The sequence below is a fragment of the Candidatus Poriferisodalis sp. genome (genome assembly GCF_965203655.1).
GTDB lineage: Bacteria > Actinomycetota > Acidimicrobiia > Acidimicrobiales > Poriferisodalaceae > Poriferisodalis.
Genome location: NZ_CBDBDD010000006.1, coordinates 22,983 through 36,800, shown reverse-complemented (window position 1 = coordinate 36,800; position 13,818 = coordinate 22,983). Strand labels below are relative to the sequence as shown.

The window sequence follows — 13,818 nt, the reverse complement described above, 5'->3', positions numbered from 1 at the left end:
GTGAGCACAACAATTGACGCCGCATCCACTGTCCAGCAATCCCGCATCGACACGCTGCTCGACCGCTGCAAGCGCGAGGTCGAATCGGGGCTCCTGCCGAGTTGCCAGGTTGCAGTCGGCTTCGAGGGCGAGATCGTCGCGCAGGCCACCTACGGCGACGCCACCGACGAGACCCGCTATTGCATCTTCTCGGCCACCAAGCCGTTCGTGGCCTCCACTATGTGGCAGCTCATCAGCGAGGGGGTGGTGGAGCTCGACGCCACAGCAGCCAGCTACGTGCCGGCATTCGGCGAGAACGGCAAGGACCAGATCACGGTCGAGCAGGTGATGCTGCACACGTCGGGCTTCCCGCACGCCCCGCTGAAGCCGCCGGAGTGGGATACGTCGGAGTCGCGGTTGGTCGCCATGGCGAACTGGCGGCTCAACTGGGAGCCCGGCACCCGCTACGAGTATCACCCCACCTCGGCGCACTGGGTGCTGGCGGAGATCATCAACGCCGTCACCGGCAACGACTTCCGCGACGAGGTACACGACCGTGTCACCGGTCCGCTGGGTCTGCCCCGGCTGCTGGGCCTGGCGCCCGACAACCAGGACGGCATCGCGGAGCTGATCCTGGTGGGAGAGCCGGCCACGCCCGACGAGCTCGAGGCGACGTTCGGCGTGCGGGAACTGCCCATGACCGAGGTCACCAACGAGGCGATCCTGCGCTTCAACGAGACGTCGGTGCGCGAGGTGGGCGTGCCGGGCGGCGGGGGATTCGGCACCGCGGTCGACCTGGCGCTCTTCTACCAAGGCCTGCTGCACAACCCCGACGACCTGTGGGATCTCGAGATGCTGGCCACCGGCACCGGCGAGGTCCGCAACACGATGCCCGACCCGATGGGCATGCCCGCCAACCGCTCGATCGGGCTGTTCCTGGCGGGCGACGACGGGTTGTCGAACATGCGCGGGCTGGGCCGCACCGTGTCGCCGATGGCGTTCGGCCACAACGGCGCCGGCGGGCAGCTCGCCTGGGGCGACCCGGCCACCGGCCTGTCGCTCGGCTACACCACCAACGGCTACGACGAGCACGAGGTTCGCCAGCCCCGGCGTGACACGGCGATCGGCAGTCTCGCCGGGCTCTGCACCACCCCCGGCTGAGAGGCTGAGCCGGGACCTCGGCGGTTCACAGCGCATCGCAACTGGCCGCCGGTGACTCGTTCGCTGCCTTGGCGCGCAACGGGGACGTGGTAGCAACGGGGGCGATGCGGCTCCTCGTCCTTCAGCACATCGACTGCGAGCATCCCGGCCGGCTGCGTGACTTTCTGCGTGCCGACGGCGTGGAGTGGACTGCGGTGGAGCTCGACGACGGCGAGCCCATCCCGCCGCTCGAGGACTACGACGCCATGTGGGTGATGGGCGGCCCCATGGACGTGTGGGACGTGGAGGACTGCCCCTGGCTGGTGCCCGAGAAGCGCGCGATTCGGCGCTGGGTGCGCGAGCTGCAGCGGCCGTTCCTCGGGCTGTGCCTGGGGCACCAGCTGCTGGCCGATGCGCTCGGAGGAACCTGCGGGCCCCAGCGCCCGCCCGAGATCGGCGTGCTGGCCGTCGATCTCACGCCGGAGGGCCGCAGTGACCCGATCTTCCGCCAGATGAGCGACCGCCAGCACGCCCTGCAGTGGCACTCGGTGCAGGTGGCGCAGCCGCCCGATGACGCCGTCGTGCTGGCCAGCTCGCCGGAGTGCCGGGTCCAGGCGATGCGGGTCGGACCCCGGGCGTGGTCGATGCAGTACCACGTCGAGGTGGAGGACGACACGGTGCGCAACTGGGGCGCTATCGACGCCTACCGCGACGCCTTGGAGTCGACGCTCGGCCCTGGCTCGCTCGACGCCCTTGGCGCCGACGCCGACCGCGCCATGGAGGGCTTCGCCGCCGACGCCGAGCAGCTCTACCGCAATTTCATGGCGGCAGCGTTCGACTAACCCACCTTCGCCTTCACTTCCCGCTCTTGTTCGCTGCGCTCACGGGCCGCTCGGGCCACGGCCTCGCCATGCGGCTCAGCCTCTGGGCAGGAACCCGCGTCACCATGGGCTGAAGTGCGCGCCGGGGCTAGCTTCGGGCCGTCATGATCCAGCCGGTCAACCCTCATGGTCGCGACTCGTCGACCGTCCATGGAGCGCTGTCGGGACTGCGTGTCGTGGACCTGACCGGGGACGCCGGCCGGTTCTCGACGAAGCTGCTGACCGAGCTAGGTGCCGACGTGGTGCGGGTTGGCACCGGAGCGGCGGGCATGCCGCTGGCCGATCCGGCTGCGGCTGCGCTGGGCGGCGTCGCCGACTGGTGGTACGACGGCGGCAAGCGCCGCTGCCGTGTTGACCTGGGCACCGCTGAGGGTCAAGACGCCTACCGCCGGTTGGCTGTTGCGGCCGACATCGTCGTGGAGACCGAGCGCCCCGGCCGGCTGGCCGAGGCGGGCATCGACTATCCCGACATCAGCGCCGACAACCCGGCGCTGGTGCAGGTGTCGATCACGCCATTCGGGCGCACGGGCCGGCGGGCGCAGTGGCTGGGCTCGGACTTGGTGGCCGCTGCGATGGGCGGGATGATGGCGCTGACGGGCCTCGCCGACCGCCCGCTCAACGTGTGGGGCCGCCAGGCGTACAACTACGCGGGTTTCGTGGCGGCGACCTCAGGCATTGCGGCCGCATTGTCGGCGCGCTCGACAGGTCGGGGCGCGCACGTCGACCTGTCCGTTCACGAGGCCGTTACGGGTTCGATCGAGAACCTGTTCATGCAGTACTTCTTCGACGACCTGCTGCCGCTGCCCAAGGTGGCCCCCCGCCAGGGCGCCCTGCACTGGCTGCGCGCCTACGACTTGGCGGAGTGTGCAGGCGGCGACGGCGGATACGTCATGATCACGCCGACGCCGACCCCTGACCTACTGCTGGAGTGGATGGTCGAGACGGGATCCGACGATGTCGACAAGTGGATCGGCCTCGACCCCGGCGAGCTGCTGCTCAGCGTGGACGAAGTCATGGATGCCGTCCGGCGCTGGATCGCCCCGCAGGATGCGCGCGAGGTCTGGTGGGAAGCGCAGGAACGGCACGTGGCGTTCGGCGGGGTGCTCGACATCGCCGAGGTCTGCGCGAACCCGCAGTTCGCACACCGCGGGTTCTTCGCGGACATCCTGCCGCCCGGCCGCATCGCTGCGAACGGCTCGCTGGTCTCGACTCCATCGACTGACACAGGCGCGGGCAGCGCCGCTGGCTCGGTGACGCTGCCGGCGCGCTTGGTCCGATGGAGTGATTCGGGTCGATCCGGTTCCGTGCCGCCCGGCCCCCCAGCCGCTGAAGACACATCGCTCGAGGAGATATTGGCGTCGTGGGCGGCGCCTGCGGGCGAGGCTCGCAACGGCGATGCCCGTGTTCACGGCGCCGACGAACCGGGCACTGCCGCGTCAAGTACCGGCGCATCGGATCTTGCTGCCGTGAGCGGCGGCGAATCGGGTCCCGGTGAAGATGACCGGCGCCCGCTCGACGGCATCCGTGTGGCCGACTTCACCTGGGTGCTGGCCGGACCGTCGGCCACCAAGCTGTTGGGCGATCTCGGCGCCGATGTGATCCGCATCCAGAGCGAGGAGCGATCCACCCTCGTCAACTCGCCGGACTTCCCGTACTACTTCGTGTGGAACCGCTCCAAGCGCAGCGCCACGCTCGACATGAAGCATCCCGACGCCCTGGCGGCAGCGCGGCGGCTGATCGAGACGTGCGATGTGCTCATCGAGAACTTCAGCGCCGGCGTGCTCGACTCGTGGGGCCTCGACTGGGAAACCGTGCACGAGTGGAACCCACGGCTCGTCTACGTGACCATGTCGGGCTGCGGCCACGACGGACCGTGGCGGCATGTCATCTCCTACGCGCCCACCGTGCATGCCGTGTGCGGCATCACCCACCTGACCAACTTCGCCGACCGCGGCGACGTGGGCCCGGGCTTCTCGCTCAATGATCACTTGGCCGGCTTCGCCGCGGCGGTCTCGACCGTGGGAGCGCTGTACGCCCGCGAGCGCACCGGTGAGGGGCAGCGCATCGACATGGCCCAGCTCGAAGTGGGCACGTACGCGATCGGCGCCGCGATCATCCGCCAGTCGGCCGGGTTGTTGCCGCCGCGGCCCGAGGGCAACCGCGACTGCATAGCCGACCATGTGCCCAACGAGGTGTACGCGACGGGCGACGGTTTCGTGGCGGTGACGGTGACCGAGCCGGCGCAGTGGCTCGGGCTGGTCGGCTTGCTTGCCGATCCCCGGCTCGACGATCCATCGCTCGTCACCGAAGCAGCCCGCCGGGACCGCAGGTCGATGATCGACGCCGTGCTGGGGGAGTGGGCCGCCGGTCGCACTGCGGCCCAAGCAGCCGATGCCCTGCAGGGTGCCGGTGTGCCGGCGGGGCCGGTGCAGAACTCACACCAGCTGTTCACCGACGATCCCCAGCACACCGACCGGGGCTTCTGGCAGCCGGTCGACCATGCGGTCTTCGGCGAGCGGACCGTCGACGCGTTCGCAGGGCTGTGGAACGGCCAGCGCTGGACGCCCCGCTATCTCAGCCCCGCATACCTCGGCGAGCACAACTTCGACGTCTGGGCCGATGCCGGCTACTCGCCAGAGGAGATCGCCGAGGGCATCGGCGACGGTCTGTTCCGCTGAAGCTGGACCAGCTGGCTCTCAGCTAGCGGCGATCTCCGCGATCAGCGAGAGGATCGCGTCGGACGTCTCGCGATCCTGTTGGATCCGGTCGTCGGTCTCGTAGGTGATCTTGCGGGCGATGCGCGTGCCCGAGTCGCTGACGGCTGCGATGTGCGACCGGTCCTCGCCCCGTCGGGGCGGATCGGTCACCAGCGCCGCCGTGCACGAGATGCCCGCCAGCGGCCACGGCTCAGTGCCCGGCTTGGGCGTCGAGACGAGGTACTGCGCCCGGGTCAGGCAGCCGTCGGCCATCGCCAGCGCCGCTTCGTCGGACACATGCGGTTCCAGCTCCGAGCCCATCACCTCGTAGAGCGACTTCACCGAATACGGCACGCCGGCCTCGAGGATCGTGCGCGAGCCGCCCGGCACCGTGAGCAGGTCGCTGAGGGCCAGCATCCCGCCGCCGGTCACCGACAGCACGATGCGCAGCGGCGAGTCGTGGATCGCCCGGATCGTCGCCAAGCGCTCGTCAGCGTTCATGTGCGAACCTCGCCTTCGGGGGTGCGTGCCTACGACGTCACCGTGATGGTCTGCCGGTTGTAGCTGCCGTCGTCGAGTTGGCTGACGAGGAAGCCGGCGAGTGCAGCGCGGTGAATGCGACTCGTTCTGTTCGTGTTGGAAGCGTTCACGGTGCGACGGTCCAACTTGTCAGACAGGACTGCTGCGCGGACGATGGTCCAGTCAGCAGTGCTGGCGCGCACCACGTCCTCTTGCGTCTGATGGTCTGCGAGCACGTTCCGCAACATGGTCCTGAACATCAGCTTCGAACTCCACGGAACTTGAGACCAGCTGTCGCCGACGCCCGCTGCAGATACCACCACGAGCCGCCCGACGCCGTGACGATCGACGGCGTGGACGATGTGCTCGGTGCCTCGCGTCAGCGTCGAGCGGTCCTTCAGGTTCGCGCTTCCGAGGCACACAATGGCAGCGTCGTGGCCGGCGACGGCATCGCTGACCGTTTCAGCTTCGAAGACATCGCCCTGCGAGAGCGTCAGACCGCTCTCGACGCTGAGCTTCCCCACGGAACGTCCGAACGCTGTCGCTTCATGGCCCGCGCTGAGTGCCTGACGGGTCGCGTGCTGCCCGGTCTTGCCGGTGGCACCGAAGATGATGACGCGCAACCCGGCTCCTCAATCGCCTCGGCGGCGCAAGCGGCCCGTGCTGCGCCTGCGGCCGCACACCCTACTTGTGACCCAACGTCCAACCGAGCGGCGACAAGCGTCACGAGGATGGCTGGCGACCGTTCCCGATGCTGAGGTGCCGTGTCAGTGAACGGGGCTGCGCGGCGACGTGTCGGGCGCGTGTCACACCTCGTCGTCAGGATGACGGCACGGAGCGGGGTCCGTGCTCCGCGTAGCCCGAGGTGGCGTATGCGAACATGCCAGCAGATGGCCTTGATATTGAACGACGCCGCGGCCATGAGGGCCGAAGTTGACGAAATCGCGGACGAGCAAGCGCTGTGCGCAGCAGCGTGGGGCCTTGCGCGGGACGGCGCTCTCGCCGATGTGAGCGCAGGTGAGGCGAGTCTCATAGAAGCGTCGGGTCCTTCGCCCTCGCCCGAGTTCCTCGATTGCATCGCAGCAGCCATCCGAGCAGGTGAAGACCCACTCGGCACAGCCTTCGTATCGCTCCGTTCGGCGCCGACGCGGCGCACACTGGGCGCGACCTATACCCCGCCGTCGCTTGTCGGGCCGATGTCGGAATGGTTGGCCCACTACAAGGTCGCAAGCCGCATCGTGGATCCGGGCGCCGGTTCGGCCCGATTCCTCTGTGCGGTCGGCCGCTACCTGCCGCAAGCGCAGCTCATCGCAGTCGAGATCGATCCCTTGGCAGCACTGACGGCTCGCGCCAGCCTCACCGTGCTGGGTCTCGATGCGCGATCGCAAGTGCACCCGACGGATTACCGCTCGCTGGACCTATCGCCGGTGTCCGGCCCCACGGGGTTCATCGGCAATCCCCCCTACGTGCGTCACCACGACATCGCGCCCGAATGGAAGGCATGGCTGCGAGAACGTTCTGAGGAGTTCGGCTTGAAGGCGTCAGCGCTCGCGGGATTGCACGTCCACTTCCTCCTCGCAACGGCACATCACGCGCGAGCGGGCGATTACGGCGTTTTCGTCACCTCGTCTGAATGGCTTGACGTGGGCTACGGACAGCTCGCACGCGAGCTGATCGCCGGGCCGATGGGCGGCCTGTCCGTTCAGGTTCTCGATGCCCGAAGCCAGGCCTTCGCGGACGCCGCGACCACCGCCGCCGTCACTGCGTTTGAGGTGGGCGACTCGCAGCGCGGCGTTCGCGTGCGCAAGATCAGGCGAACGGAGGACTTGCGAGGTCTGCAGGGCGGCAGGCGGTTCAGCCGTGAGAGGCTGCGCACGACGCGCCGCTGGTCGTCTCTCTTGGAACCCAAGGTCACCGTGCCGCGGGAGTTCGTGCCGCTAGGCGAGTTCTGTCGAGTGCACCGGGGAGCGGTCACCGGAGCGAATGCGACGTGGGTGACCAGTCAGAACGACCCGAGACTGCCGGCTTCGGTGCTGTTCCCCGCTGTGACCAGAGCTTCTGAACTCATTGATCTGGCCTCTGTCGTACTAGGGGACGACAGCCAGCTCAGAGCCGTGATCGACCTGCCAGAAGACCTGGAGGTCTTGGACGCAGACGGTCGGGAACTCGTCGAGCGCTTCTTGCGTTCAGCTCGTCGGGCGGGTGCAGCGAGTGGCTACATCGCCCGTCACAGGAAACCTTGGTGGTCCGTCAAGTTGCGTGATCCGGCGCCGATTCTCGCCACATACATGGCTCGGCGCCCGCCGACGTTCGTGCGCAATCTTGCTGCGGCTAGGAATCTCAACACGGTGCACGGCATCTATCCGACCGAACCGCTGTCAGACGAGGCGCTGTGCAGGCTCACGAGATCCCTGGGTGAGCGCGCCACTGTGGCGGGTGGTCGCACGTATGCGGGCGGCCTCACCAAGTTCGAGCCTTCGGAGATGGCGCAGATCATGGTTCCTCCGCCGAATTGGCTGGAATCGGACGAGCCGTGGCGCTCATAGACCCACCCCGCTGGTCAGAAGAAGAGCTCGAAAGAGAGCGACGCAAGGCCGTCGAAATCTTCCGCAACGAGCGGCTCACCGAGCCGCTTGAGCGCTATCTCCAAGCGTTCGACGATTACACAGCAAGCATCGAGCAGTTGCTGCACGACACCAGTGACCTTCGGTCGTTGCACGACGTCGCCCAAGAGGTGCTGTGCAACGCCGAATTGCTGGAAGCGGTCCGTTATCTGGCGGGTCCGCCTGTCTCTGCTGATGATCTGATGGAGTTGGCCGAGACGCAGTTGACGGTCAGTCGCCTACGGGACGACCCGGTTGCAGCCAAGCGGGTGATCGACACAGTCGCCGCCATGCTCGACAGCCGCCGCTTCGCGTGGGTGGCAGAGGATCGGTCCCCCACCGATGGCGAACGCAGTGCCGCCGCCATGGCCTCGGCTGCACTGATGGCGAGTCAACGAGTGCGGACGAATCGGGCAAACACCGCCAAGTCGGATCAAGAAGCTGGCGTCCGCAGCCATCTCGCTGCGTCGGGAATGGCCGAAGCGCCAACCCGAGAGATATGGACGCCATCGGATGCACCTTCACGGGGCGAGTTCTGCGGTGAATGCTCGGTTGTGGGTCGCAAGGCCGATGTCGTTGTCGGACTGCACGATGGCCGGCTCATGCCCATCGAGTGCAAGGTCTCGAATTCCTCCACGAACTCCGTGAAGCGCCTCAACAACGACGCCGCTGTCAAGGCCGATGTCTGGATTGACAAGCTCGGCAGTCACGGAGTCGTCCCTGTAGCGGTGCTGTCTGGGGTCTTCAAGACCCTCAATCTCGTGCAAGCCCAAGACCGTGGCTTGACGATCTTCTGGGCCCACGATCTGGCACCGCTCACCGATTTCGTATCGGCCACGCGCTGACTCGATGTGTGGCGGCTGCCACTCGTGAGTTGCAGCATCAGAAACTGCCGATGGGCTGCTGCTGGGGCCTTGCACTCGGCATTGGCGACCTCGCATCCCGAGTGTCGAAGGTGCGCTCGATTTGGTCAGCCGATGGCGCCGGCTACGGCGAGCTCGACAACGCGGTCGTCGTCGTAACCGAGGATGTCCCGCAGGACCAGATCGTTGTGCTCGCCCAGGCTGGGTCCTGACCTGGTGACCTCGTGGGGTGACGCGCTGAGCTGGAGGCGGGGTGCTTCGACGACCATGCGGTCGTACACCGGGTGCTCGACATCCATCCAGTGGCCGCGGTGATTGAGCTGCGGATCGGCGAAGCAGCCGAGACTGTTCTGACTGGCGTGTGCGGGGACGCCCGCAGCCTGCAGCGCGGCCTCGGCGTCGACTGAGGTGCGCCCGGCGGCCCATGCGGCGATGGCGGCGTCGACTTCTGTGCTGCGCGCGAGGCGTCCCGCTGCGTCGAGGCCGGCAAGTTCCGCCGGCACCGGCTGGCCGTCGCGGCCGAGCACCTCACACAGCGACTCCCATTGGTGTTCGGTCTCGCACACCACGGCGATCCACGCTTCTGGCGGCTCGAGCGGGTTGTCGGGGTCGGTGTCTCCAGGGTCGCACGGGTACATCGCATGGGGGCTGCTGAAGGCGTCTGCGTTGCCGGACCGAGTGGCGGCCGTGCCGTTGACCGTGTGTTGGAGCACCTCGGTGGCGAGGAAGTGCACGGCAGCCTCGGCCTGAGCGAAGTCGAGATGCTGGCCCCGGCCCTCCGGGTCGGCGTCGCGCGCATCGAGCGCGGCCAGCAGCAACGGCACCATGTACTGCGGGGTGACGTAGTCGGTGTAGGCGAGGAACGGCCCTGCCGGAGCCCGGTCCGGCCAGCCCGTCATCTCGTAGTAGCCGGTGATGGCGCCGGCCAGATTGCCGAAGCCGGCGAAGGTGGCGAGCGGTCCGGTCTGGCCCATCAGGCTGGTGCTCAACATGATCAGGCCCGGGTTGCGGGCTGACAGCGTCTCGTAGCCGATGCCCCAGTCCTCCAGCGTGCCGGGGGTGTACGACTCGACGTAGATGTCGGCCCACTCCGCCAGGTCGCACAGCACCTCGCGGCCCTCGGCGGTGTTGAGATCGACGGTCACGCCGAGCTTGCCCGCGTTGAGTGTGCCGTACTGGATCGAGGCGTCGGGCCCCATGTCGCCTCTCAAGCCGCCGCCCGCGCCACGCGCGGCGTCGAACCGTGCCGGCCCTTCCACCTTGATGACCGTGGCGCCGAAGTCGGCGAGCACCCGCGTGGTGAACGGCCCGGCGTACACCCACGTGGTGTCGAGCACCTTGATCCCCTCCAGAGGCCGTGGGCTCGACGGATCGCCACCGGCGTTCCGAATCTGTTCGGCGGCGTCCAGCAGCGCCGAGCGCGGCTTCGCCTCGGTGGCTGCGGTGTGGGCGCCGAGATCGGGCGGGGCGCCGAGGGAGCGCAGTGGCGTGCGGCTGGGCTTGCACCAAGCACCGGCTGTGATCACGCTGCCCCACGCGGGATCGTTGACAGCATCCCAGTAGCCGCGCTCGTTGAAGTGCTCAACGCCCGTCAGTTCTGCAGGCGCGTACACCGGGGCGAGCAGCAGTTCGCGCCGCTGTGCCTCCGCGAACAACTCGGCTCGGGTCCGCGTACTGGTCAGCCGGGTGATCGCGGCCTTGGTCTCCTCGAGCTGACCGGGCGCGCTGTCGGGATCGGTGAAGAGCCGCATCCCGAAGTCGATCCAGTCCAGCGCCGCGAGTTCGTCGCTGCAGCAGCCTGCCTCGTGCACCCACTCCATCAGCCGGGCGGTGAAGCGCCCGATGGTGTCGCCGAACAGGAGCGTGATGGAGACGTAGCCGTCGGCTGCCGGGTACACGAACTGCAGGTGGAAGTTGAGCAGCAGAATGCCGCCCGAGGTGCGCCGGGCCGACGGGTACTGGTTGGGCGCGTGGACGATGCCGGGGAATGCCGTCTGCATCATCGCCTGCTGTGCCGAGATGTCGACGTGCTGGCCGTAGCCGCTGCGGTCGCGCTGGCGAAGCGCCAGCGCCGTGCCGACTGCCCCGTGCGATCCCGCGTGCAGCCAGCTCTGGGGTGCCGTGATGCGCAGCGGCGCGCGGTCGGCGTCGCCGGTGATGGCAGCGCTGCATGCCGCCGCCGCAATGGTCAGGTCCGACGCTGCCCAGCCGGACTTGGGCCCGGTGCTGCCGAATGGGGTCACGGTGGTGTGCACGAGTCCGGGATTGACCGAACGCAGTTCGTCGTAGCTGAGGCCAAGTCCGGGGTCGGGCGATTCGATGAGCGCGTCGGCGCCGGCGACCAGATCCATGAGCTCGTTGCGATCGTCGATGACGCAGCTCTGCGCACCGCGCCGCAGGTTCCACCAGCCCAGCGACGTCCCGTCGGGACCCGTCTCCCTATGGTCCCGTCCGCGGCCGTCGGGGCCTTCGACGAGGATCACCTCCGCGCCCAGCGAGCCGAGGATCGAGGTGCACATCGCGCCCCGGTGATCGGTGAGGTCCAGCACTCGGTATGGCTTCAGCATCGCCGCGAAGCTAACGCTCGCTCTCGACGCCGACCGACGACCCGGCACCGGCGCAGATCGGGCACCGCGTCGGGAGCGGCGGCTAGCGTGCCGCCGGTGACGATTCGAGGCAAGGCGCTGATTGCCGGGGTGTACGAGCATCCCGGCCGTGAACTGCCCGACCGCACGCTGCCGCAGATCCACGCCGAGGTAGCTGCGGGCGCCCTGGCCGATGCGGGGCTAACGCTGGCCGACGTCGACGCCTACTACTCGGCCGGCGACGCACCCGGCTTCGGCGCCCTGTCGATGGCGGAGTACCTCGGCCTCGACCTCACCTACATCGACGACACCGAGACCGGCGGCTCGGCGTACTTGGTCCATGTTCAGCATGCCGCTGCGGCCATTGCTGCAGGCCACGTGAATGTGGCGCTGATCACGCTGGCCGGCAAGCCGCGCACCGGCGGCGCCGGGCCGGGCGGCAGCGCTCGGTTCAGTTCCGCGCCGGAGGCATCGTTCGAGAACCAGTTCGGCATGTCGGTGCCCGGTGGGTACGCGCTGGCCGCTGCTCGGCACATGCACGAGTTCGGCACTACCTCTGAGCAGCTGGCCGAAGTCAAGGTGGCTGCTTCGACCCATGCGCAGCACAATCCGCACGCCTTCCTCCAAGACGTGGTCACCGTGGATGAAGTGGTGTCCTCGCCCGTGATCTCCGACCCGCTGCATCGCCTGGACTGCTGTGTGATCACCGACGGCGGCGGTGCCCTCGTACTGGTCAGCGAAGCGGTGGCGGCATCGCTGAACCGCCACTGCGTGCCCGTGCTCGGCACAGGAACCGCCATCAAGCACACATCGGGCGGGCGCATCGATCTGACCCACACGGGCGCGACGCGCTCGGGGCCGCTGGCGTTTGCCGAAGCCGGCGTGACACCCGCCGACATCGACTACGTGTCGATCTATGACAGCTTTACCATCACGGTGCTGATGACGCTGGAGGACCTCGGCTTCTGCGACAAGGGTCATGGCGGACGCTTCGTGTCCGACGGTGCTCTGCAGTCGCCCGGCGGTGCTCTGCCGTTCAACACCGACGGCGGCGGCCTGTGCAACAACCATCCGGCCAACCGCGGCGGCATGACCAAGGTGGTCGAAGCCGTGCGCCAGCTGCGCGGCGAGGCCCAAGCGGCCGTGCAGGTGCCCGACTGCGAGCTGGCCCTGGCGCACGGCACCGGAGGCAGCCTCGCCACCCGCATGGGAAGCGCCACGCTCGTGATGGGCAGGTCGACATGAGCGAACTCGGGCAGTTCGGCCTGCCGGTGCCGCCGCCGACGGTGAATCTCGAGACGCAGCGGTTCTGGGATGCCACCGCCGAAGGCCGACTGGTGCTGCCCCGCTGCGACGACAGCGGTGACGTCGTGTGGTACCCGCGGGAACGCTGCGATGGGCCCGGCAGCACCTCGGTGACCTGGTTCGAGGCTTCGGGGCGAGGCACCGTCTACAGCTGCACAGTCACCCGCCGCATCCCCGGTTCGTGGCGCAAGGCGGCCCCGTTCGTGCTCGCCTACGTCGAGTTGGAAGAGGGTCCCCGAGTGCTCACCAACATCGTCGGCTGCGACCCCGACACGGTCCATATCGGCCAAGCCGTGCAGGCGGTCTTCGACCCCACACCCGACGGCCCCGCCCTGCTCCGCTTCACGCCGGCCTGACCGCTGTTCAGCGGGAGCGCCGGAGTCAGACTTCGAGCATCAGCGTGACCGGGCCGTCATTGATCAGCTCGACCGCCATCTCGGCCCCGAACGAGCCAGTGGCCACGGTGGCGCCCAGGCGACGCAGTTCGGCAACCAATTCGTCGATCAGCCCGGTTGCCTGATCGGGCGCTGCTGCTGCAACGAACGACGGGCGGCGACCCTTGCGGGTGTCGCCGTAGAGCGTGAATTGGCTCACCACCAGCACCTCGCCGCTGGTATCTGCTACTGACCGGTTCATCTGGCCGTTGTCGTCGGCGAAGATGCGCAGGTTCCAGATCTTGCCGGCAAGCTTGTGTGCCGACTCAGTGCTGTCGTCGTGCGTCGCACCCACCAGGCAGCACAGCCCGGGACCGATCTCGCCGATCACCTCGCCGCCGACTCGCACCCGGGCCTCGGCGGCCCGCTGCACCAGTGCTCGCACGCGCTCAGGGAATGATCGCGTCGACTTCGATCTCGATGACGAGGTCGGGATGGATCAGCCCCGACACCTCGACGAGCGTCGACGCCGGCCGGATGTCGCCGAACACCTCGCCGTGGGCGCGGATGAAGTCGTCGAGCATCCCGATGTCCGTGACGAACGAGCGGGTCCGCACGACATCGCTCATCTGCGCTCCAGCCTCTGCCAGCGCCTGCTCAATGACGCCCAGTGTGTAGATGGCCTGCTCGTAGCAGTCGCCCGGGTGCGCCACTCCGTCGGGGCCCAGCGACGTGCTCCCCGACACCGCGACCCAGTCGCCGAGCCGCACAGCCCGTGAGTAGCCGGCCACGGGCTCCAGCGGCCCGCCGCTCGAGATGTTCTGCCTGTCGACGCCTGAAGCGCCGCTGTCTGTGCTCATGCTGACCTCAATT

General features: G+C 68.3%; 12 protein-coding genes. 7 read left to right on the top strand and 5 right to left on the bottom strand.

What is annotated here, in order from left to right:
• From ACOGW9_RS06135 to ACOGW9_RS06125, 3 genes are all read left to right on the top strand, one after another.
• Positions 1–1,140 (top strand): serine hydrolase domain-containing protein, encoded by a 1,140-nt coding sequence (locus ACOGW9_RS06135; RefSeq protein ID WP_419909375.1) that lies wholly within the window; start codon positions 1–3, stop codon positions 1,138–1,140.
• Positions 1,141–1,244: 104 nt separating this feature from the next.
• The gene (locus ACOGW9_RS06130; protein WP_419909373.1) at positions 1,245–1,961 is read left to right on the top strand and encodes a type 1 glutamine amidotransferase; all 717 of its coding nucleotides are present in this window, start codon (positions 1,245–1,247) and stop codon (positions 1,959–1,961) included.
• A 143-nt stretch (positions 1,962–2,104) separates the two neighbouring features.
• Positions 2,105–4,678, top strand: a complete 2,574-nt coding sequence (locus ACOGW9_RS06125) for a CoA transferase (RefSeq protein WP_419909371.1) — start codon at positions 2,105–2,107, stop codon at positions 4,676–4,678.
• Positions 4,679–4,696: 18 nt separating this feature from the next.
• Here ACOGW9_RS06125 and ACOGW9_RS06120 read toward each other — a convergent pair whose 3' ends face one another.
• Together ACOGW9_RS06120 and ACOGW9_RS06115 are read right to left on the bottom strand one after the other, a co-directional pair.
• Complete coding sequence (locus tag ACOGW9_RS06120; protein WP_419909368.1) at positions 4,697–5,197, bottom strand: hypothetical protein; 501 nt, start codon at positions 5,195–5,197, stop codon at positions 4,697–4,699.
• 29 nt (positions 5,198–5,226) lie between these two features.
• Complete coding sequence (locus ACOGW9_RS06115; protein WP_419909366.1) at positions 5,227–5,838, bottom strand: NAD(P)-dependent oxidoreductase; 612 nt, start codon at positions 5,836–5,838, stop codon at positions 5,227–5,229.
• 267 nt (positions 5,839–6,105) lie between these two features.
• Between ACOGW9_RS06115 and ACOGW9_RS06110 the strand changes: the two genes are divergently transcribed.
• Positions 6,106–7,761 carry a class I SAM-dependent methyltransferase gene (locus ACOGW9_RS06110; protein ID WP_419909364.1) on the top strand — a complete coding sequence of 552 codons (1,656 nt, stop codon included), beginning with the start codon at positions 6,106–6,108 and terminating at the stop codon, positions 7,759–7,761.
• The gene (locus ACOGW9_RS06105; protein ID WP_419909362.1) at positions 7,749–8,663 is read left to right on the top strand and encodes a XamI family restriction endonuclease; all 915 of its coding nucleotides are present in this window, start codon (positions 7,749–7,751) and stop codon (positions 8,661–8,663) included. Before ACOGW9_RS06110 ends, ACOGW9_RS06105 begins: the two co-directional genes overlap by 13 nt.
• A gap of 125 nt (positions 8,664–8,788) precedes the next feature.
• Here ACOGW9_RS06105 and ACOGW9_RS06100 read toward each other — a convergent pair whose 3' ends face one another.
• Positions 8,789–11,248 carry a CoA transferase gene (locus ACOGW9_RS06100; protein WP_419909360.1) on the bottom strand — a complete coding sequence of 820 codons (2,460 nt, stop codon included), beginning with the start codon at positions 11,246–11,248 and terminating at the stop codon, positions 8,789–8,791.
• A 96-nt stretch (positions 11,249–11,344) separates the two neighbouring features.
• On the opposite strand from ACOGW9_RS06100, the gene ACOGW9_RS06095 reads away from it, so the two are divergent.
• Both ACOGW9_RS06095 and ACOGW9_RS06090 read left to right on the top strand, forming a co-directional pair.
• On the top strand, positions 11,345–12,511 hold the full coding sequence (locus ACOGW9_RS06095; RefSeq protein ID WP_419909358.1) for a thiolase domain-containing protein: 1,167 nt from the start codon (positions 11,345–11,347) through the stop codon (positions 12,509–12,511).
• The gene (locus tag ACOGW9_RS06090; RefSeq protein ID WP_419909356.1) at positions 12,508–12,927 is read left to right on the top strand and encodes a Zn-ribbon domain-containing OB-fold protein; all 420 of its coding nucleotides are present in this window, start codon (positions 12,508–12,510) and stop codon (positions 12,925–12,927) included. The genes ACOGW9_RS06095 and ACOGW9_RS06090 overlap by 4 nt, the downstream gene beginning before the upstream one ends.
• 25 nt (positions 12,928–12,952) lie before the next feature.
• Here the strand turns inward: ACOGW9_RS06090 and dtd are convergent, their stop codons facing one another.
• Positions 12,953–13,390 (bottom strand): D-aminoacyl-tRNA deacylase, encoded by a 438-nt coding sequence (dtd, locus tag ACOGW9_RS06085; protein ID WP_419909354.1) that lies wholly within the window; start codon positions 13,388–13,390, stop codon positions 12,953–12,955.
• 4 nt (positions 13,391–13,394) lie between these two features.
• Complete coding sequence (locus ACOGW9_RS06080; protein ID WP_419909352.1) at positions 13,395–13,805, bottom strand: RidA family protein; 411 nt, start codon at positions 13,803–13,805, stop codon at positions 13,395–13,397.
• Positions 13,806–13,818: the final 13 nt, after the last annotated feature.